18 protein-coding genes are annotated in these 19808 nt (G+C 68.5%); 6 read left to right on the top strand and 12 right to left on the bottom strand.

Features of this window, described 5'->3' with window-relative positions:
* The 3 genes from RJ03_RS26840 to RJ03_RS26830 form a co-directional block, all read right to left on the bottom strand.
* On the bottom strand, window positions 1-2083 hold a 2083-nt coding region (locus RJ03_RS26840), incomplete at its 3' end, for a type I polyketide synthase (protein WP_245552395.1).
* 62 nt (window positions 2084-2145) lie between these two features.
* Window positions 2146-2391, bottom strand: coding sequence for an acyl carrier protein (locus tag RJ03_RS26835; protein WP_232329219.1), 246 nt, complete (start codon window positions 2389-2391; stop codon window positions 2146-2148).
* A 153-nt stretch (window positions 2392-2544) separates the two neighbouring features.
* Window positions 2545-3516, bottom strand: coding sequence for an NAD(P)H-dependent flavin oxidoreductase (locus RJ03_RS26830; RefSeq protein WP_036507200.1), 972 nt, complete (start codon window positions 3514-3516; stop codon window positions 2545-2547).
* 416 nt (window positions 3517-3932) lie between these two features.
* Here RJ03_RS26830 and fadD5 point away from each other — a divergent pair, with 416 nt between their 5' ends.
* Window positions 3933-5498 carry a fatty-acid--CoA ligase FadD5 gene (gene fadD5, locus RJ03_RS26825; RefSeq protein WP_036507198.1) on the top strand — a complete coding sequence of 522 codons (1566 nt, stop codon included), beginning with the start codon at window positions 3933-3935 and terminating at the stop codon, window positions 5496-5498.
* A gap of 32 nt (window positions 5499-5530) precedes the next feature.
* On the opposite strand, the gene RJ03_RS26820 is transcribed toward fadD5, so the two are convergent.
* The 3 genes from RJ03_RS26820 to RJ03_RS26810 all read right to left on the bottom strand — a co-directional run bounded on the left by RJ03_RS26820 (window position 5531) and on the right by RJ03_RS26810 (window position 9682).
* A complete protein-coding gene (locus tag RJ03_RS26820; protein ID WP_036507196.1) occupies window positions 5531-7903 on the bottom strand; it encodes a lysylphosphatidylglycerol synthase transmembrane domain-containing protein in 2373 nt (790 codons plus the stop codon).
* Window positions 7904-8151: 248 nt separating this feature from the next.
* Complete coding sequence (locus tag RJ03_RS26815) at window positions 8152-8922, bottom strand: SDR family NAD(P)-dependent oxidoreductase (RefSeq protein ID WP_245552394.1); 771 nt, start codon at window positions 8920-8922, stop codon at window positions 8152-8154.
* Window positions 8909-9682 (bottom strand): 2OG-Fe(II) oxygenase family protein, encoded by a 774-nt coding sequence (locus RJ03_RS26810; RefSeq protein ID WP_036507193.1) that lies wholly within the window; start codon window positions 9680-9682, stop codon window positions 8909-8911. Before RJ03_RS26810 ends, RJ03_RS26815 begins: the two co-directional genes overlap by 14 nt.
* A 114-nt stretch (window positions 9683-9796) precedes the next feature.
* Between RJ03_RS26810 and RJ03_RS26805 the strand changes: the two genes are divergently transcribed.
* Both RJ03_RS26805 and RJ03_RS26800 read left to right on the top strand, forming a co-directional pair.
* A complete protein-coding gene (locus RJ03_RS26805; RefSeq protein WP_245552393.1) occupies window positions 9797-10396 on the top strand; it encodes a GDSL-type esterase/lipase family protein in 600 nt (199 codons plus the stop codon).
* A gap of 109 nt (window positions 10397-10505) precedes the next feature.
* A complete protein-coding gene (locus tag RJ03_RS26800) occupies window positions 10506-11066 on the top strand; it encodes a dihydrofolate reductase family protein (protein WP_036507187.1) in 561 nt (186 codons plus the stop codon).
* 12 nt (window positions 11067-11078) lie between these two features.
* On the opposite strand, the gene RJ03_RS26795 is transcribed toward RJ03_RS26800, so the two are convergent.
* The 3 genes from RJ03_RS26795 to RJ03_RS26785 are packed head-to-tail and all read right to left on the bottom strand — an operon-like array spanning window position 11079 to window position 13708.
* Entirely contained in the window at window positions 11079-11432 is a 354-nt protein-coding gene (locus RJ03_RS26795; RefSeq protein WP_036507186.1) for a glyoxalase superfamily protein, read from the bottom strand.
* A 29-nt stretch (window positions 11433-11461) separates the two neighbouring features.
* Complete coding sequence (locus RJ03_RS26790; RefSeq protein WP_036507182.1) at window positions 11462-13024, bottom strand: phytoene desaturase family protein; 1563 nt, start codon at window positions 13022-13024, stop codon at window positions 11462-11464.
* A 12-nt stretch (window positions 13025-13036) separates the two neighbouring features.
* Window positions 13037-13708 carry a class I SAM-dependent DNA methyltransferase gene (locus tag RJ03_RS26785; RefSeq protein WP_036507179.1) on the bottom strand — a complete coding sequence of 224 codons (672 nt, stop codon included), beginning with the start codon at window positions 13706-13708 and terminating at the stop codon, window positions 13037-13039.
* A gap of 97 nt (window positions 13709-13805) precedes the next feature.
* Between RJ03_RS26785 and RJ03_RS26780 the strand changes: the two genes are divergently transcribed.
* Window positions 13806-14336, top strand: coding sequence for an NUDIX domain-containing protein (locus RJ03_RS26780; protein ID WP_036507176.1), 531 nt, complete (start codon window positions 13806-13808; stop codon window positions 14334-14336).
* Between the two features lie 11 nt (window positions 14337-14347).
* Here RJ03_RS26780 and RJ03_RS26775 read toward each other — a convergent pair whose 3' ends face one another.
* Window positions 14348-15052: a class I SAM-dependent methyltransferase gene (locus RJ03_RS26775; RefSeq protein ID WP_083871356.1), complete on the bottom strand. Its 705-nt coding sequence runs from the start codon at window positions 15050-15052 to the stop codon at window positions 14348-14350.
* A 26-nt stretch (window positions 15053-15078) separates the two neighbouring features.
* Window positions 15079-16101 carry an NAD(P)/FAD-dependent oxidoreductase gene (locus tag RJ03_RS26770; RefSeq protein WP_036507216.1) on the bottom strand — a complete coding sequence of 341 codons (1023 nt, stop codon included), beginning with the start codon at window positions 16099-16101 and terminating at the stop codon, window positions 15079-15081.
* A 78-nt stretch (window positions 16102-16179) separates the two neighbouring features.
* Here RJ03_RS26770 and RJ03_RS26765 point away from each other — a divergent pair, with 78 nt between their 5' ends.
* Window positions 16180-16770 (top strand): helix-turn-helix domain-containing protein, encoded by a 591-nt coding sequence (locus RJ03_RS26765; protein WP_036507174.1) that lies wholly within the window; start codon window positions 16180-16182, stop codon window positions 16768-16770.
* Between the two features lie 3 nt (window positions 16771-16773).
* Here RJ03_RS26765 and RJ03_RS26760 read toward each other — a convergent pair whose 3' ends face one another.
* A complete protein-coding gene (locus RJ03_RS26760; protein WP_036507172.1) occupies window positions 16774-18309 on the bottom strand; it encodes an FAD-binding protein in 1536 nt (511 codons plus the stop codon).
* Between the two features lie 189 nt (window positions 18310-18498).
* On the opposite strand from RJ03_RS26760, the gene RJ03_RS26755 reads away from it, so the two are divergent.
* Entirely contained in the window at window positions 18499-19767 is a 1269-nt protein-coding gene (locus RJ03_RS26755; protein WP_036507169.1) for an MFS transporter, read from the top strand.
* Window positions 19768-19808 lie beyond the last annotated feature (41 nt).

Raw genomic sequence — 19808 nt, 5'->3', positions numbered from 1 at the left:
GCGGCGCCCGGAGCGCGGTGGTGAATTCGCCGGCCAGCGCGCGAACCTGCGGGCTGTGCGCCGCGAAATCCACCGGCACCGGCCGCACGTAGTACTGGCGCCGCCGCGCTCGCCGCAGCAGCGTCTCCATGTACCGCGTGGTGCCGGAGACCACCACCGTCCGGGGGCCGTTCACCGCCGCGACGGCGACCTCCGCACGCAGTGGCTCGACCAGCCGCCGCGCCTGGTCCGGTGTCGCCTCGAGCATCGCCGTCATGCCCTGCCCGGCCAGCCGGCCCAGCGCCCGCGAGCGCACGGTGACCAGATGTGCGGCATCGTCGAGGGACAACGCTCCCGCGACCACGGCGGCCGCGATTTCCCCCAGGCTGTGCCCCGCCACCGCATCCGGTTCGATTCCCCATGTCGCGAGCAATCGGGCCAGCGCCACCTGGTAGACGAACAGCGCCGGTTGCACCGTCTCGGTGGCGCCGAGGCTGTCGGCGAAGCCGTGCCGAGCCGTCCACACTCGTGGCCCGCCCGCATCCGCCACCGCGTCCGCCGCTTCGGCCACCGCCTGGACGAATTCGGGATACCGGGCCGCCAGTTCGCGCCCCATTCGCGGATGCTGACCGCCCTGTCCGGAGAACAGGAACAGCACGCGCCCACGCCGGCGGCCACCGACTCCGAGCAGGGCCGGCGAGGGGGAACCGCTCGCCAGCGCGCGCAGTGCGTCGGCGGCATCGTCGGCCTCGTCCGCGACGATCGCGGCCCGAATCGGCTGGGGCAGTGCGCGTCCGGCTGCGGCCAAGCGGGACGGTGACAGCTCGCCGGCGCTCGCCAGCCGGCCCGCGGTCTCGCGCAGTTCGTCCGCGTCGCGACCGGTGAGTCCGATGAGCACCGGAGGCCGCACCTCGCGGACCGGTCCAGGCTCCGCCTCCCGCACGACCACATGCGCATTGGTTCCGCCGAATCCGAACGAGCTGACTCCCGCGCAACGCCGATCGCCGGAGTCCGCGGCCCAGCCGACCACTTCGCCCGGCACCCGGAGGCCGCGTTCGGCCAACCGCAGCAGCGGATTCTCGCGCTGGAAATTGATGGTGGGGACGATGGTTCCGTGGTGCAGGCACAGCGCCACCTTGGCCAGCCCGGTCACCCCGGCAGCCGCCTCGAGATGGCCGATATTCGATTTGATCGATCCGACATACGGTTTCACCGCACCGCTCGGCGCGTCGAGAACGGCGGCCAGCGCCTCGATCTCCACCGCATCGCCGACCGGTGTTCCGGTGCCGTGACATTCGAAATACCCGGCGGAGCGCACGTCCAGGCCCGCGCGTGCCCACGCCGTCCGGATCACCTGTTGTTGCGCGCGTCCGTTCGGCGCATACAGCCCGTTCGAACGTCCGTCCGAACCCACTGCGGCACCAGCGATCTCGGCATAGCGGCGGTTGCCCTCACGCTGGGCGTCGGCGGTGCGCTGCAGCACCAGCACCGTGGCACCGTCACCGCGCACGTATCCGTCGGCGGCCGCGTCGAACGGTTTGCACCGCCCGTCCGGCGCCAGGAAGCCGCCCTGTTCCAGATACTGCGAAGTATGTGGCAACAGTGCGAGATTCACGCCGCCGACGATGGCGTACGGCACCGCCTCGTCGGCCAGCAGCCGCAGCGCGAGGTCCACCGCGGCGAGCGAGGACGAACACGCGCTGTCGAGCACCACACTCGGTCCGTGCAGATCCAGCGCATAGGAGATCCGATTGGCGATGATGCTGAGCGCCGATCCCGTCACCGCGTAGGGCGCGTCCTGCCCGCCGTTGCCGAGGACGACCGCTCCGTGGTCGAAACCGCAGGCGCCGAACAGAACCGCGGTGTTCGATCCGCCCAGCCGATAGCCGATTCCGGCATCGTCGACCGCCTCGACCGCGACTTCCAGCGCCAGGCGCTGTTGCGGATCCATCAGTGCCGCTTCCCGATCGGAGATCGAGAAGCGCTCGTTGTCGAATTCCGCGATCGAATCCAGATAGCCGCCCCGGCCCGCGCCGTCGCGATCCGGCGGTGGGTCGCCGACGCCGCTGCGGCTCTCGATCAGCAAGCGCCACAAGTCGTTCACGCCGGAGGCTCCCGGCACTCGGCATCCGATACCGATGATCGATATCGGTGGGGTGGCGGGTGTCATCGGCCCTCGAGATGGTCGACGAGCCGCTCGATATCCGGGTTGTCGTAGAGGTCGGTGAGCGAGATCTCCACGCCCAGCGCGTCTTCCAGCACACCGGTGAGGCGGGCGAGCTGCGCGGAGGAAAATCCCAGATCGGTGAAAGGCAGTGTGGTCGAAACGGATTCGGGATCGGCGTCCAGCATGTGCGCGATCGCCGCGACTGCCGCGTCCGCCATGGTGTCGATCCGCTCCCGCTGCCCCACCGCCAATTCCTCCCCGTATAGTGCAGGTTCCCCAGCGATTATGCCGACAAGTCGGGGCCCGGTGAAGAGGTCGAGACAGCTGAGGCCACAGGGACGAGAGTGATGGAAACGAGCCGCGACCGTGGCGGTCGCGGCTCGCGCCGTATGCCGGAATCAGACGACCAGTGAGCCCAGCCGCGAGTTGATCAGCGCCTCGGCCTCGTCCACGATGCGCGAGATCAGTTCGGCGCAGGTGGGGATGTCGTCGATCAGGCCCTGCACCTGCCCGGCCGACCAGATGCCGGCGTCCAGGTCACCCTCGTCGAAGACGCGGCGGCCGCGCGCGCCGGCGACCAGATCGCGCACATCCTCGAATTTGCCTCCGGCGGCCTCGATTTCGACCACCTTGCGGCTGATCTCGTTGGCGGCCACCCGGGCGGTGTTGTTCATGGTGCGGAAGATGAGCTGCGTGTCCCGCTCGGTGTGGGCGACGATCTGCTCTTTGACCTTCCGATGTACCGGGGACTCCTCGGTGCACAGGAAGCGGGTGCCCATGTTGATGCCGTCGGCGCCCAGCGCCAGCGCGGCGACCAGGCCGCGGGCATCGGCGAAACCACCCGACGCGATGACCGGGATCTCGAGCGCCTTGGTGGCGGCGGGGATCAGGATCAGGCCGGGCACGTCGTCCTCACCCGGGTGTCCGGCGCATTCGAAACCGTCGATGCTCACGCCGTCGACGCCGATCTTCTGCGCCTTGAGCGCGTGCCGGACGCTGGTGCACTTGTGCAGCACCTTGATTCCGGCTTCCTTGTAGTACGGCAGGAACGGCTCCGGGTTGCTGCCGGCGGTCTCCACGATCTTCACGCCCGACTCGATGATCGCCTGGACGTATTCCTGGTACGGCGGCGGATTGATCGACGGCAGGATGGTGACGTTGACGCCGAACGGCTTGTCGGTGAGTTGCCGGGTGCGCTCGATCTCGCGCCGCAGATCGTCGGGGGTCGGCTGGGTCAGCGCGGTGATGAAGCCGAGGCCTCCGGCGTTGGCGACCGCCGCCACGAGTTCGGCGCGGCCGACGTGCATCATGCCGCCCTGCACGATCGGGTGTTCGATACCGAACATCTCGGTGAATCTGGTGCGCAACATCTGGTTGTCCTCCTGGCCGCGGTACGACTCGGTGCGGCGCGCCCGGCATCTCCGGCACGACTCGATGCCGGTGTGTGCACAGACTGCCGCCCCTCGGGTGCCCGGCCGTGTGCGAGCCGGGCCTGCCCGGATGGGTCGATACTGGCATGGCGACCGCATCGGAGACAACAGGATGTGAGTGGCAGTTTGCCCCGACCGCCTCGAAGGCCGTGGAACTGACGTCACCATGCACTCAGATAAAATCCCAGGTTATCGCTATGAGACGGCGCAGTGTGGCGAACCTTCTGTGAACCGGGATTCTCGTATGTAACCCTTGTCACGGCAAAAAGTTAGTTGCTATTCTCGCTGTTGGTTCAGCCGTCGACGCCGCCGGGCCGTTCGGTGGCGAACTCCGACGGGCCGAGAGGAGTTCCTGCATGACCACCGGTGTCCAGACCGACGAACCGATCCGGTCGCGTCGCAACCACTGGAACAATCAGATCGCCACGCATGCGCTGATGCGCCCGGACGCCGTGGCGATCCGGTTCCGCGGGCAGGACACCACCTGGAAACAGCTGCACGAGCGGTCACTGAGATTCGCCGATGCCCTGGCTCGGCGCGGTGTCGGCTTCGGCGACCGGGTGCTGATCCTGGCGCTCAACTACACCGAGTACCTGGAGGCCGTGTTCGGCATCAACGCGCTGGGCGCGATCGCGGTACCGGTGAACTTCCGGCTCACCCCGCCCGAGGTCGCCTATATCGTGGCCGATTCGGGCGCCGCGGCGATCGTCACCGACTCGCTGCTGCAGCCGCTGGCCACCGGTGTGATGGCGCAGAGCGAGACGCTGCGCACCTGCGTCGTCATCGGCGGCACCACCGGCGAGGGTGTCATCGGCTACGACGACTTCCTCGCCGAAACCGGCGAACCCCATGTGCCGCAGGATATTCCGGAGGACACTCCGGCGTTGATCATGTACACCTCGGGCACCACCGGCAGCCCCAAGGGCGCGATCCTGTCCTACGCCAATCTGAATGCCCAGGCGCTGACCTGCATTCGGGCGATGAACTCGACCCCCGACAGCATCGGCTTCTGCACCTCGCCGCTGTTCCACATCGCCGGACTGGGCGCGCTCGCCCCGGCGTTCCTGCTCGGCTCCACGACCGTCCTGCATCCGCTGGGCGCGTTCAACGCCTCCGAATTCCTCGACGCCATCGAGGCCGAACAGGCCACCACCGCGTTCTGTGTCCCCGCCCAGTGGCAGCTGATCTGTGAGGACCCGACGGTCAAGGAGCGCAAGCTCGCGTTGGAGACGCTGAGCTGGGGTGCGGCGCCGGCGTCGGAGACCGTGCTGCGGGCGATGGCCGAATGCTTCCCGAACGCGCAGAACGTCGCCGTCTTCGGCCAGACCGAGATGTCGCCGATCACCTGCGTGCTCGAGGGTAAGGACGCGCTGCGCAAACTCGGCTCGGTCGGCAAGCCGATCCCGACCATCCAGAGCCGCGTCGTCGACGAGGAGATGAACGACGTCGCTCCGGGCGAGATCGGCGAGATCGTCTACCGCGGGCCGACCATGATGCAGGGCTACTGGAACAAGCCCGAGGCGACCGCGGAAGCCTTCGCCGGCGGCTGGTTCCACTCCGGCGACCTGGTTCGCCAGGACGAGGAGGGCTTCGTCTGGGTGGTCGACCGCAAGAAGGACATGATCATCTCCGGCGGCGAGAACATCTACTGTGCCGAGGTGGAGAACGTGCTGTTCGCGCATCCGAAGATCCACGAGGCCGCGGTGGTCGGCCGGGCCCACGAGAAGTGGGGTGAGGTGCCGGTGGCCGTCGTCGCGCTGCTCGACGGCGAAACGCTGACCCTCGAGGAACTGACCCCGTTCCTCAACGACAACCTCGCGCGATACAAGCATCCGAAGGATCTGGTGATCGTGCCGGAGCTACCGCGCAACGCCAGCGGCAAGGTCGTGAAGGTGCAACTGCGTAAGGACTACGCGGGCTGACCTTCGGCATTCCCGCCGAAACGGCCTGCGGCTCAGATCATGTCGTGCTTGGTGAGCCAGTTCATCAGCGGCCAGCCGCAGAAGACCGGCAACCAGCAGGTCAGTACGCGGTAGAGCAGCACCGCCGGCACGCCGATCGCGGCGGGCACACCGAAGGCGGCCAGACCGCCGATCAGCGCCGCCTCCACCGCGCCCACGCCGCCGGGTGTGGGCGCGGCCGAGGCCAGCGTGCCGCCGATCATCGTCACGACCGTCACGGTCACGAATGTCGTTGCGCCGCCGAAGGCTTCGATGGCGGCCCATAGCGCGCCCGCCGCGCCGAGCGTGGTGGTCGCGCAGCCGCCGACGATCATCAGCAGCCGTCTCGGTTCACGTGCCAGCGTCCGCAGTTCCGCGACTACCTCCGCCAGCTGCGGCCGCACCTCGTTGCGCAGCCAGCGCCGCACCGTCGGGACGAACATGGCCGCGCCGACCGCACCCAGCAGACCACCGGCCAGCAGGTACAGCACGGTCGCACTCGGCACGAAATGTTCCAGGTTCGCCGAGACACCGGCCGCCACACTGAAGATGATCAGCAGCGCCACGTGTGTGATCACCTGCACCGCCTGGTTCAGCGCCACCGCGGCGGTTGCCTTCACCGTGCCCAAACCGCTCTTCTGCAGGAATCGCACACTCAGCGCCAGCCCGCCGACCCCGGCGGGTGTGGTGGTCGCGGCGAAGGTGTTGGCGACCTGCATACCGAGCAGCTTGCGGAAGTTCACCGACGTCCCGGCGCATCCCCACAGCGCCATCGCCGCGCCTACGTAGGTGGCGGCCGAAATCGTCAGCCCCAGCAGCGCCCACCACCAGTTCGCGGTGCGCAGTTCGGTGAAGAAGGTCGGCACCTGGCTGATGAACGGGTAGGCCACGTACACCAGCGCGATGAGCAGCACCAGCTGCACGATCTGGTTGCGCGAGTACCGGGTGATCCGCGCGGCCTCGATCCGATCCTTACCGGTCTGCTGAAGTACCTGAGCGCGGACGGTTTTCATCAGTTCGCCGCTGTCGGGCACCGATTTGCGGACCTGCGCGCCGATCCCGTTCTTGGTGAGCCGTCGGGACGCGTCGAGCACCGCCTGTTCCCCCAGCACGTGAATGGCGGTCGCCACCACGGTTTGCGCCCCGAACAGCGAGCTCGTGGTGAGCAGCAACTGCGCGATATCGGCGGAGAAGCGGGAGTCGAAGGCGCCGAATTCCGCCGCCATGAAGCCACCGAACAGCACCCGTCCCTCGGCGATGCGGATTTCCTCGACCCGCAGATCGCCGTGGGTGATCTGGGCCCGATGCATGTTCTGCAGCGACCGCCAGACGTTGGTCAGCACCACCTCGCTGTCGGTGGCGGCCAGCTGCCGGCCCCGGGGCGCGGTGTGCGCGTACAAGGTCCAGCCGCGGCTCAGGGCGGCCACTGTCAGCGGTTTGTTGCTGGCCAGGCCCAGGTCGCCGAGCGCGATACCCATCAGTGCGCGGTGTTCGACCGCGCGGCGCATCGAGGCGAAGGCGGGGGCGCGTTCACTGCTGCGGAAGGTCAGCCAGCGCCGTACCTGCCGCAACATTCCCCAGCTGCGCTGATTCTGTCCGTACATCTCCACGACCAGCTGGCGATGCGGTCCGGTGTCGGCGCTCAGCAGCAGTGGTCCCGGGCCGGCCGGACGCAGCACGGTGAAGCCGGTGACGGTGTATCCGCGTCCGGCCAGTACCCGCACGGCGGCCTCGAGCGGCACCTCCAACGCGGGAGTGCCGACGACCAGCACGATCACCGCGCCGACGAACCAGCCCACGACCAGCCCGAACATCGCCCGCGAGGGCACCACCAGACTGACGAACAGATGCAGCGGCACGAACGCGATCAGCAACGCCCACCACAAGCGCCGCCACGAGACCGGCAGCCACGGGCTGGCCACGGTCAAGCCGGCGGCCAGCATCGCGATCCAGCGCGGATCGTCGAGAAATTGCGACAGGAAGGTGTCGAGCTGACGTGGCACCGCCAGATGCCACTGCGGCGCCGAGATCCCGGATTCGGTGATCGACAGCGCCAGCACCGCGATCAGACCCGCCGCCACGTAGCCGCTGAGCAGTTTCCACTGCATCCGGAAGATCAGTCGGACCAGGATCGCGAAGGGCAAGGCCAGAATCGCGATGCCGTAGAGCAGGTAGACCAGGTTGGACTGTTCCGGCGTGAGGAAGCCGACGATATCGGAGACCGATCGCTCCAGGGCCTCCCAGCGCGGCCGGGTGACGAGCGATCCGGCGACCACCACCGCCACCAGCAGGGCGGACAGCACCACGCGAATGATGTCGCTGGTCCGCCTGATCCGCGGCTGCAGCAGACTGCCGGAGACGGGGATCTCCCGCCCGTCTACTCGCATGTCGTATCGAAACTTTCGGATCGAGGGAGCTGCGTCGGTCCCAGGGTCGGCTCGGGTGTGAGTATGCAGGAGGCTCTCCGAGCGCCCGTCGGCAACACGCCGTTCCCCGGGTTCGCGCAGGTGGGCGTGCGCGTACTCCACACGAGCCGATCGGACTCGGGCGGATGCTCCGCGTCCGGATCTCCGCTCGCTCGCGCCGGGACCACCGCGCGAGGGCCCGGGTCTTCGCGGACCGGCAGGGCGCAGCGTCACCCGGGCAGTCCCGGACTGACCGGGACGGGTTCGGGTGCGTCGGTGTCGCCGACGCTGAAGACGCCACCGGTCATGGTGCCGGTATCGAGTTCGGCGATCGCGGCCGCGACCAGTTCGGTCGGCACCAGCGCGGGAAAGGAATTGGGGGCGACGGCATTCGCGCGGACCCCGAATTCGGCGAATTCCGCGGCGATATGCCTGGTCAGATGGTCGAGCGCGGCCTTGGTCGCGGAGTAGACGGCCTGTCCGCCGGAATAGACCCGGGAACCGGACAAGCTCGAGACGTTGACGATATTGCGATTACGCACCCGATTCTCGTCCCCGCGATGCAACCAGCAGCGTTGCGCGAGCCGCGTCGCCAGTCGCAGCGGCACCTCGACGTTCATCGCGAACTGCGGCGCGAGCGCGTTCAAGGCGGTGTCGCCGTCGACCAGCCCGTTCGGCTGTAGATCCAGATGCGCCGCATTGTTGACCAGCAGATCGACCGCGCCGAACTTCGCCAGTGCCAGATCCACCACGCGCTCGGCCTCGCCCTCGCGGGTCAGATCGGCGCGTACGACGAAGATGCGGGAGTCGTTCTCCGGAACCGGCTGCCACGGCTCCAGCGGATCGATGAACCATTCCTCCTGCGAGGGCGCGGCCGGAACCCGATTGCGGCAGACCGCCACGATGTCGTAGTTCCGGTAGTACGCGCGGCAGAACGCGTCGCCCAAACGCCCACCCGCGCCGGTGAGCAGGCACACTCGGCGGGCGTCACCAGTTGACAATGCGATCCCCTCCCCAGCGGCCGGCCGCCTGCTCCTTCGGCCGATGCAACCACATCACCACACTGTTGCGGGCCGCGGTGTTCGCGCCGAGGAAGGTGTGCCAGGACCGCGGCGTGCATTCGAACACGACCATCGAATTGTCCAGGGGCGGAACCACCACCGTCGGCGCCGCGTCCGCGGTGCCGACATCGGCGAACAGTCCCGTCTCGCCGCCGTCGCCCGGCTGCCATTCGCCGTTGCCGAGATAGAAGAGCACCGCGACCGCGCGCACCATCTCGCGGGCAGGCACCCCGGCGGGCCGGGCACCGGACTTCAGATCGATATCGTCGGCCGGCAGACCGACCGCCTCCGGACCCGGTTCCACCCCCGGGAACCAGGCCGGGGTGAGGTCGTGGTGCGGCCAGCCGTGCGGACTCCCCGGCGGATGATGGTGCAGCGAGCCCTCCACATCGCCGCTGGCCGAGACGCCCGCGACCCGTTCGATCAGGTCGTGCCAGGCGCGCGACAGGAAGACCTCGAGCGGGCCGTTGCGCATCCGGGTCAGGCTCGCCCCCGAGGCGCCGTATCCCGCGGCGACGGGAGCGAACAGATCCGGGCGCTCGGTGCGCACCCGGTCGAATTCGGCCGCGAGCCGCTGATAGAACTCGGCGACGAAGACGTCACGAACGTAGACGTGGGGGAAGGGGCGGGTGCGGCGAATCCATCGCCGATGTGCCAGCAGATCGATGAACCAGCGCGGCAACGGCGCCTCGGACAACATACAAGCTCCCTCCCGGACTACCCCGCCGATCTTATTGCCTTCCCGGTACCGCGCCGAGTTCGTCCCGGTTTGTGCAACCATCACCCGGTGGTGCGCGACGTTCGGGTCTGTTTCGTGGGGGATTCTCTGGTTGCGGGACTGGGAGATCCGCAATGTCTCGGCTGGGCCGGCCGCCTCGCCGGCCGCGCGACAGCGGCCGGAATACCGCTGACCTATTACAACCTCGGGGTGCGACGCCAGACCTCCTCCGATATCGCCGCCCGCTGGGAAGCCGAATGCGGGCAGCGATTATCCGGCGAGGTCGACGCGCGAGTCGTCTTCTCCTTCGGCGTCAACGACACGCTCTGGGAGAACGAGGCGATCCGGGTGCCGGCCGAGGAGTCCGCGGCCAATCTCCGCCGCATGCTGCGCCGCTGCGCAGAACTCGAATGGACCGTCCTGGTGGTCGCGCCGCCGCCCTGTATCGACGACGAACAGAACACGCGCACAATCGAATTGGATGATCGATTCACCGACATGTGCGCCCGCGAACACGTTCAGTACCTTCGCGTTCACCAACCGCTGCGCCACAACGACATCTGGATGCGGGAACTGCGCGACGGCGACGGCTACCATCCCGGCGCGCCGGGCTACGAGCAGCTGGCCGCGATGATCGGCCCGCACTGGCTGCAATGGCTGACCGAACCCCGCACTCGGCTCCCGACGGTGAGCTGATTCGCGGATTTCTCCGCACCGATTAGTTAGCGTTGATCGTCGGAGTCTTCATGGTTCGAACGCATCGGCCGACCGGGCCGGTGACAGGTTGCAGAGGAGCAGGTCAATCATGGGGAAGATCGTTGTCGCCGAATTCGTTTCGCTGGACGGATTCATCCAGGATCCACTGTGGACCGCACCGTTCTGGTGCGACGGCATCGCGAACTACAAATCCGGTGAGCTGGAGGCGGTCGACGCCTTGCTGCTGGGTCGCACCACGTATCAGATGTTCGCCGCGTCCTGGCCGGACCACCCGGAGGAGGGTGCGTACAAGGACAAGATGAACAGCATGCCCAAGTATGTGGCGACCGATTCGCTGCGCGATCTGGAGTGGAACGCTCAGCGCATCGAGGGCGATCTCGCCGCCGGCATCGCGAAACTGCGGACCGAGCAGAACCTGCTCGTCTTCGGCAGCGCCTCGCTGGTGAAGTACCTGCGCGAACACGAACTGGTCGACGAGTACCGCCTGGTCGTCTACCCCGTCCTCCTGGGCAGCGGGCTGCGGCTGTTCGAGGCCGTCGAGCCCGAAGCCACCCTCGCCCTCGCCGACTCCGAGGTGCTCGACAACGGCGTCGTCCTGACCACCTACCGGGTCACCGCCAATTCGGTGGTGCGACCGAGCTTCGGCTGACCGGTTCGCGGTTCACTCGCGGTGGCGGACGATATTCAGCACGTTGCCGTCCGGAGCGCGAACCAGGAACCGGCGAACTCCCCACGGTTCGGTGGTCAGCGGATGGACGATCTCGTAGCCGAGCCGCCGCGCCTCCGCATAGGCCGCGTCGACGTCGTCGACCAGCACCGATGCGACGGAGTCGGCGGGCGCGGCCGCGTCCTGGGTGACGAGCTGGATGTTGGCGCCGCTGTCCGGCGAGGTGTATCGGGCCACCCAGCCCATGTTGAATTCCTCGGTGCTCAGACCGAGGAAATCGGTGTAGAAGCCGCGGGCGGCCTCGATATCGGCCACTCGAAGATTGGTGATGATGCGATGGGTGCGCATGCGGTCCTCCTGTCCGCCGGGCGATAACGCTAGTCCGAGATCGGGGTGGTGCGGCCCGTGATCTCCAGAACCGCCATGGCCGCGTTGTGGCCGCCGATCCCGCTCACTCCACCGCCGCGGACCGCGCCGGCGCCGCACAGGAAGATGTTGCGATGGCCCGTGCGGACGCCCCAGCGAGCGGCGGGTGAGGCATCGTCGTCGGTGCGATACGGAAAATCCAGGTCGCCGTGGAAGATATGGCCGCGCGGCAGGCCTAGTTCGGCTTCCAGTTCCAGCGGCGTTCGGGCTTCGATACACGGGTCGCCGTTCGCATCAGCGGCGAGACAGCCGCAAATCGGCTCGGCCAGTACGGAATCCAGCTCACGCAGTGTCGACGCGAGCAGTTCGTCGCGAGATCCGCGCTCGAAAAGGTTTGCCGGAGTGTGCAAACCGAACAGGGTCAGCGTATGCAGGCCGCGTTCAGCGGCGTCGGAACTCAGAATCGACGGGTCCGTCAACGTATGGCAGTAGATCTCCGACGGCGGGGCGCTCGGGAAGCGCCCGGCGGCCGCCTCGCGATATGCCCGTTCGAGCCGGCCGTATCCCTCCGCGATATGGAACGTGCCCGAAAACGCCTCGCGCGGATCGATATCGGTGCGCAGGCGGGGAAGCCGGCGCAGCAGCATGTTCACCTTGAACTGACTGCCCTCGGGCATCGCGTCGACCGGCTCGCCCATCAGCCGGGCGAGGGTTGCCGGCGCCGCGTTGACCAGGACGTGGCGGGCGTCCGCCAGAGCGGATTCGTCCGGCGTCTCGAACCGCACCTGTGCTGTGTCGCCGTCGGTGTCGATACCGGTCACCGTGCACGAGGTGCGCAGGTGCGCGCCTGCCCGCCGGGCCGTATCGGCGAGGGCATCGGTGAGCGCGCCCATCCCGCCGACCGGAACGTTCCACTCGCCGGTCCCGTTGCCGATCACGTGGTAGAGGAAGCAGCGATTCTGCCGCAGCTCCGGATCGTGCGCGTGCGTGAACGTGCCGATCAGCGCATCGGTGAAGACCACTCCGCGCACCGTGTCGTCGCGGAATCGCGCCTCGACGGTTTCGCCGAGCGGCCGCTCGAACAGCATCTCCCAGGTATCCGGATCATCGAGCGCCCGCCGCAGTTCGGCACGGGTGGGCAGCGGCCGCAGCATCGTGGGGAAGATCTTCTGCGCGGCTCGCGCGGTCGTCGCGTAGAACTGTTGCCACGCTGCGAAATCCGCATCGGATCCGGTGACCCGGCGGAAGCTCTCGCGAGTTCGTCCGGCATCGGCGGTATCGATGAGCAGTCCGGTGTCGCCGACCGGCGTGTACGACGAGATCCGCCGCTCGCGGGTTCGGAACCGCAGTTCCAGATCCCGGACGATCCGGTCGGGAAGCAGGCTCACCAGATACGAATAGCGCGACAGGCGCGCATCGACGCCGGCGAACACCCGTTCCGATACCGCCGCGCCACCGGTGTGGTCCTGCCACTCGAGCACCAGCACCGACAGTCCGGCGCGCGCCAGATACGCCGCGGCCACCAGCCCGTTGTGCCCGCCGCCGACGATGACGACGTCATAGGAGTCGCGCATCAGCCCTGGATATCACGAATCCGCGTGACCCGCGTCCGATCCGCCGGGTGTCGCGGACTTACGAACCAGCAGATATCCGTGCGGACACCGCTCGTCGGGCTCCGGCGGGCGCACCGTCCGGACCACCGGGACGAACCCGTGCGGCCGCAACATCTCCGCCAGTTTCTCGGGCGACCACCGCACCACCGGCGCCACCTTGTGGTCGTAGGGTTGCCGGTCGGCGCCGTCGTCGGCGGCCTGAAACGCCAGCATCAGATAGCCGTCCGCGGCCAGCGCCCGCGCGAATTCCGCGAACAGATCCGGCAATTGCTCCGGCGGCATATGAATGATGCTGTACCAGGCCACGATTGCGCCGAGGCCGCCGTCGGCGACATCCAGCTTCTCCATCGACCGGTGCTCGAATCGCAGGTGCGGATGAACCTCGCGGGCCATCCGGATCATCTCCGCCGACGCGTCGAGGCCGAAGGTGTTCAGTCCCAACGCATCCAGATGCCCGGTGATCCGGCCCGGCCCACATCCCAGATCCGCCACCGGACCGCGGTCCTCGGCCCGCACCAACTCCGCGAACAATCCCAGCATCGCCCGATCGATCGGTGCGTTCACCATCGCATCCCGGAAGAGGCCGGTATAGAGCTCCGCCACCTCGTCGTACGCCGCCGCCACCGCATCGGAATTCGCACTCACTCCGGCAGCCTACCGGCGCTGATCCCCGGCCGGCGCGTGGTTTCGGCGCGTAGGGTCGCGGCATGGCCACCTCGACGCAGCACCGGGAGGCGGACGGATGAGGACGCTCACCTCCCGCATCGTGTATAGCAATCCCTGGATCGAGGTCCGCGAGGACAGTATTCGCCGCGCCGACGGCTCCACCGGCATCTACGGCGTGGTGCACCGCGCCGAATTCGCCGTGGTGGTACCGCTGGAGGGCGATCGGCTGCATCTGGTCGAACAGTTCAGATATCCACTGGGACAACGGTGTTGGGAGTTCCCCGCGGGTGCGCTACCGGGCGGCGAGACCGGCGACCCGGTGGAGATCGCCCGCCGGGAACTGCGCGAGGAGACCGGCCTGCGTGCCGCCGACCTGACCCACCTCGGCATCCTCGACGCCGCCCCGGCCACACTCGCCCAGCGCGGCCACGCCTATCTGGCGACCGGCCTCACCGCGGGCGAACCCGACCGCGAACCCGAGGAACAGGACATGCGCTCGCGGTGGTTCGACCGCGACATCGTCGAACGGATGATCCGCACCGGCGAAATCACCGACTCGCAGACCATCGCCGCCTACGGTCTGCTCCTGCTCCACGAGCGCCGCTGATTCGGCGTCACTCAACGCTTCCGAGCGCGGAACACGCTGTCCTGCAGCGTGATCGACTCGCCGCTCGAACGAACGACGGACCGCGTCCGGGTCGCGACCAACCGGATATCCCAGCGATCCGGCGCCAATCCAGCGGCGATCTGTTCGGCGGTGACGTGCACATGGGCAGCGGAGGTGTGCGCGGCCGACTCGTGGTCACCGGGGGCGTGGCCGACGATGAACAGCGTGCCGCCCGGTGCCACCGCGGCGGCCAGACGCTCGAACAGGGCGTCGTTCGAATCGGCCGGATGTACGTAGCACGCGCAGACCAGGTCGAAGCGGTCGATGCCCGCGTCCCACTCCGTCAGATCCGCTGCGTGCCAATCGATCCGGTCGGCGATCTCGTGACCGGCCCGATCGGCCTTCACCCGCCCGCGCGCGACGGCCGCCGCCGCGATGTCGACGGCGGTGACGTGCCAGCCGCGTTCGGCCAGCCAGATCGCCTCCGCCCCCTCACCGCAGCCGGCGTCCAGGGCCGTGCCGGGCGGCAGGTCGGCGAGTTCGCCGGTGAGGTGGGGATTGGGTTCGCTCGCGGAGGCCGAACCGGCACCGTGGTAGCGCTGTTCCCAATAGCGCCGGTCGAATTCACGTCCGCCGGAGCTGTGCTCGTGATGTGCGTGCCCGCCCGTCGTGTCAGTGCCGTTCGTGTCAGTGCCGTTCGTGTTACTGCCGTTCATGTCGACTCCTTCGCCGGGGCGCGAGTTCACAGGCCGTGCCGCCGATCGCCGAGCACGCGCTCGGTCAGGGCGCTCTCATCGTCGGCGGAGAATCCGCGCCGGTGGCGCTCCACGGCCCGGCGCGTCTCCTCCTCCACCAGGTCGGCATTGATCTGCGCGGCCGCGAACGCACCCGCGGCGGCCGCCGCACCCACCTGCGCGCTCAGGTCGGTGACATTGCCCGCCGCCCATACGCCCGCGACGTCGGTGCGGCCCATCGCGTCCGTCGGAATGTATTCGCCTGCGCCCGAAGGATGTTCGACGGGCTCGAGTCCGAGTTTGCGAAGGATCTCGCTCCGCGCGACCATGCGCGGGCCGACGGTGATCACCTCGCGCGCCACCACCGTCCCGTCGGCGAGCCGCACGCCGGTGATGTGGTCGCCGGCGATCTCCAGTGCCGCCACCTCCCCGGTGACGACCGCGATGCCGCGCGCGGCGAGCCTCTCCGCCGCTTCGGCGCCGGGGGCGTCCATGGTGTGGGTGAACAGGACGACATCATCGGTCCACTGCCGGAACAGCAGCGCACCGTGAACCGACATCGGACCGTTGGCGATCACGCCGATCCCGCGGTCGCGCACCTCCCAGCCGTGGCAGTACGGACAGTGCACGACATCGCGACCCCAGCGTTCCCGCAGGCCCGCGACATCCGGGATCTCGTCGACCAATCCGGTGGTCACCAGCAGCCGGCGCGCTCGCACGGTCCGCCCGTCGGCGAGTTCGAGCAGGAATTCGCCGTCCTCGCGGATCGCGCCGGTGATCTCACCCGACACGATGTGCCCGCCGTAGCCGCGCACCTCGGTGCGGCCGCGGGCGAGCAGTTCCGCCGGCGGCATCCCCTCCCGGCCGAGCAGTCCGTGCACCCCGTCGGCCGGGGCGTTGCGGGGCGCGCCGGCATCGACCACCGCCACCGATCGGCGGGCCCGCGCCAGCATCAACGCGCCGTTCAACCCGGCCGCCCCACCGCCGACGATCACCACGTCGTAGTCGCTGTTCAGCTCATCGGTCACCATGACCACCTCCTGGCGTCCACCGTGCCCGACAGACCGGAAATCTGGCAAACATCGTTGCTGAAATGGCAAACTGGGGTCATGGACGACCACCTGGACCGCGCGCTCGACGCCGTGGGCCCACGGCTGCGCGCGCTGCGACACCAACGCCAGACCACGCTCGCCGATCTGTCCGCGACGACCGGCATCTCGGTGAGCACCCTGTCCCGGCTGGAATCGGGTGCCCGCAAGCCGACCCTCGAACTGCTGCTGCCGCTGGCCCGCGCGCACGGCGTCACCCTCGACGAACTCGTCGACGCCCCACCCACCGGCGATCCGCGCATCCATCTGCGGCCGATCACCCGGCACGGTATGACCATGCTGCCGCTGACCCGGCGCGCGGGCGGCATTCAGGCCTACAAGATGGTGATCCACCCCGAGAACCGCCGCGGTGAACCCGATCCGCAGACCCACGAGGGCTACGAGTGGCTGTACGTCCTCAACGGCCGCCTCCGCCTGATCCTCGGCGAACACGACCTGGTGCTGTCTCCCGGTGAGGCGGCCGAATTCGACACCCGGGTCCCGCACTGGTTCGGCCCGGCCGACGAACGGTCCGTCGAATTCCTCAGTCTCTTCGGCAAACAGGGCGAGCGCGCCCATGTGCGGGCCCGCCCCGCAACCAGCGGAGACTGACGGTCAGCGTCCGGCCATATCCAGCGCGGCCAGATGGCTGAACAGCACCGACGCTCCGATCGGATTGCCGCCGCCGGGATAGACGGTCCCGCTCACCGCGGCCATCGTGTTGCCCGCGGCGTACAGCCCGGGAATCGGCGTGCCGGATTCGTTCAGCACCCGCGCGGCCGTATCGGTGCGCAGTCCGCCCTTGGTGCCCAGATCGGAGATGCCGAAGGCCGCGGCGTGGAAAGGTCCCTTCCGAATCGGCACCAGCGGTGATTTGCCCTCCGAGAAGGCGCGGTCGTAGGCCTCGTCGCCGCGGCCGAAATCCTCGTCGACGCCGCGGTCGGCGAAGGCGTTGAACCGGTCCACGGTCTCGACCAGCGCCTGCGCCGGAATGCCGATCTTCTCGGCGAGTTCGTCCAGGGTCGCCGCACTGTGCCGCAGCCCCGCGCGCACGTACTCCTCGTGGTCGACCATCGGGACGTTGCTGGCCTGCACCGGTGGTACCGGGCCGGCACTGTCGTCGTAGATCATCCAGAACGGGAGCGTCATCGCACCCTCGTCCAGGCGCGTGATGATGTCGCGGCCCAGCCGGTCGTAGGGCGCGGATTCGTTGACGAAACGCTGCCCCGCCCCGTCGACGAAAATGCCCCCGGTGAACCACAGCGCGAAGGCCGCACGGCCGTCGGGATGGATCATTCCCGGCGACCACCACGCCTGATCCATCAGATCGGTATCGGCGCCGACCGCCATCCCGGCCTCGTGCGCCTTGCCCTGATTTCCCCAGGGCCCCATGGTGTCGCGAGCCTCGCCGGGGACGCCGAAGCGCCGGCGCAGGTCGTCGTTGCCTTCGAAACCGCCGGCCGCCAGCAGAACTCCCTTGCGGGCCCGGATCGCGACCCGCGTGCCCTCGCGTTCCACGATCGCGCCGACCACCGCGCCGTCCTCGGTGACCAGTTCGACGAGGGGAGTGTTCAGCTGCAACGAGACGTCGGGAAACTTCGACAGCGCCAGCAGGAACCGCCCGACCAGGGCGCGGCCGCCGATCAGATATTTCGGCTGCGGCTCGCCCAGCCGGTCGGTGCCCAGCGGGCCGCGCACGGCGGTGGCGAGGTCCCCGAGAGTCGCGGCGGGCAGCGGTGCGGGAACGATATGCCGCTTACCGTCGGTGCGAGCCTTGGGCGCCGCCCCGAAATAATCCGGCCACGGGAACATCTGGAATTCGAAACTGTCGTCGCTCTCCAGGTATTCGATCACCCGGGCGCCGTTGTGGATATAGGTCTCCTGCAGGTCGGCCGGCGTCCGATCGCCCACGACCGCGCGGAAATAGGTGAGCGCGTCCTCGAAGGTGTCGTCCACCCCGGCCCGTTGCAGCACCGGATTGCACGGAAACCACACTCCGCCGCCGCCGGAATACGAGGTGGTGCCGCCGAATTTCTCGGTCGCCTCCACCACGGCCACCGAAAGTCCTTCCCGCGCCGCGGTATAGGCGCCGGCCAAACCGCCACCCGAACCCGCGACCAGTACATCGACTTCTTCGTTCCAGTCCGTCACCGCACACTCCCAGCACTCGTCTGTGCTCACGGTAAGCGTTCGGCGCCCACGCGTCACCGAAGATCCCGATGGGCAGGAACGTCGTGGTCACAGCCGCCGATCCGTGCCACCGCGATACAACCGGCGGTTGTGGCGAAGTGCGTGTCGGTTGTTTGCGCGGCGCCCGGACCGATTGCTTCGATCACCTCGATGACGAATCGTTCGCTGGGCACCTCGTTCACCCGGCTCTGGACCGCCTACGCGGTGAGCACCTTCGGCACCTGCCTGGCCCTGGATGCCCTACCGCTGATCGCGATACGCGTGCTGCATGCCGAACCGGGTGCGGTCTCCGCCTTGGCCGCCGCCGGATTGGCGGTCGGCGTGGTGCTCGCCGTCCCGCTCGGTCCCTGGGTCGAGTACCGCCCGAAGCGTCCGGTGATGGTCGCGACGGATCTGCTGCGGTTCGCTGCCATGCTGAGTATTCCGGTCGCCTTCGCGTGCGGCGTGCTCGGTTACGCGCAACTGCTGATCGTCTCCGTCGTGATGGCGGCGGCCGATATCGCCTTCCGCGCGGCGAGCGGCGCCTACCTGAAAAATATTGTCCCGCAAGAGGATCTGCTCGTCGCCAACGGCACATTCGAATCGACCACGTGGACCGCGACCGCATTGGGACCGCCGCTGGGCGGCACCGCGATCGGGCTGTTCGGCCCGGTCACGACCGTCCTCGCGGACGCGTGCAGTTATCTGCTGTCCGCCGCGGCGCTCGGCTCGATCCGCGCCGGCGAACCGCAGCCGGATCGCGGGAGGGTCGCGCGCACCCGCGCCGCCGATCTGTTCGCGGGCTGGCGCTATCTGCTCACCCATCCGGTGCTGCGACCGCTGTTCCTCAACTCGGTCGCGGTGAACGGGCTGATCATGGCGACCGCGCCGGTCGTGGCCGTGCTGATGCTCGGCAGCCTCGGTTTTCCCGCCTGGCAGTACGGGCTGGCGTTCGGAATCCCCTGCCTGGCGGGCCTGCTCGGCTCCCGGCTGTCGCCCCGACTGGTTCGGCGGTACGGGGAACGCCGGATCCTCCTGGTCGCGGGCAGTCTGCGGGCCTGCTGGCCGATCGGATTGGCGGGTATCACCGCGGGGCTCGGGGGCCTGATGCTGGTGATCGTCGTCGAGGCCGGCCTCATCGCGAGCATCGGAATCTTCAACCCGGTGATGGCCACCTCCCGCCTGCGGCACACCGAATCGGGATCGGTCGCACGCGTGCTGACCGCGTGGTCGATCACCGGTAAGGCCACCACCGCGATACTCACCGCGCTCTGGGGCGTGCTGGCCCAACTCACGGGCCCCCGCACCGCACTCGCCGTGGCGGGCGTGTTGTTGCTGGCCACGCCGCTGCTGCTGTTCCGAGGCGGATACGACGACGCGGACAGGGCGGCGGAACCGTCGCAGTCGCCGACGGCACCGGAGCCGCTGCGACAGGGGTGACCAGCGCTCCGAGTGATCAGCGCTCCGAGTGACCAGCGCCA

This window comes from Nocardia aobensis NBRC 100429 (genome assembly GCF_000308375.1).
Lineage (GTDB): Bacteria > Actinomycetota > Actinomycetes > Mycobacteriales > Mycobacteriaceae > Nocardia > Nocardia aobensis.
Note: the sequence above shows the minus strand (reverse complement) of the source record. Positions and strands in the feature narration are given on the sequence as shown.

Bases quoted from the DNA above. Each gene is read 5' to 3' on its own strand.
- RJ03_RS26770 (WP_036507216.1), bottom strand. From the start codon at position 16,101: ATGGTGACCGATGAGCTGAACAGCGACTACGACGTGGTGATCGTCGGC.
- RJ03_RS26775 (WP_083871356.1), bottom strand. From the start codon at position 15,052: ATGAACGGCAGTAACACGAACGGCACTGACACGAACGGCACTGACACG.
- fadD5 (WP_036507198.1), top strand. From the start codon at position 3,933: ATGACCACCGGTGTCCAGACCGACGAACCGATCCGGTCGCGTCGCAAC.
- RJ03_RS26800 (WP_036507187.1), top strand. From the start codon at position 10,506: ATGGGGAAGATCGTTGTCGCCGAATTCGTTTCGCTGGACGGATTCATC.
- RJ03_RS26795 (WP_036507186.1), bottom strand. From the start codon at position 11,432: ATGCGCACCCATCGCATCATCACCAATCTTCGAGTGGCCGATATCGAG.
- RJ03_RS26765 (WP_036507174.1), top strand. From the start codon at position 16,180: ATGGACGACCACCTGGACCGCGCGCTCGACGCCGTGGGCCCACGGCTG.
- RJ03_RS26755 (WP_036507169.1), top strand. From the start codon at position 18,499: ATGACGAATCGTTCGCTGGGCACCTCGTTCACCCGGCTCTGGACCGCC.
- RJ03_RS26830 (WP_036507200.1), bottom strand. From the start codon at position 3,516: ATGTTGCGCACCAGATTCACCGAGATGTTCGGTATCGAACACCCGATC.
- RJ03_RS26780 (WP_036507176.1), top strand. From the start codon at position 13,806: ATGAGGACGCTCACCTCCCGCATCGTGTATAGCAATCCCTGGATCGAG.
- RJ03_RS26820 (WP_036507196.1), bottom strand. From the start codon at position 7,903: ATGCGAGTAGACGGGCGGGAGATCCCCGTCTCCGGCAGTCTGCTGCAG.
- RJ03_RS26810 (WP_036507193.1), bottom strand. From the start codon at position 9,682: ATGTTGTCCGAGGCGCCGTTGCCGCGCTGGTTCATCGATCTGCTGGCA.
- RJ03_RS26790 (WP_036507182.1), bottom strand. From the start codon at position 13,024: ATGCGCGACTCCTATGACGTCGTCATCGTCGGCGGCGGGCACAACGGG.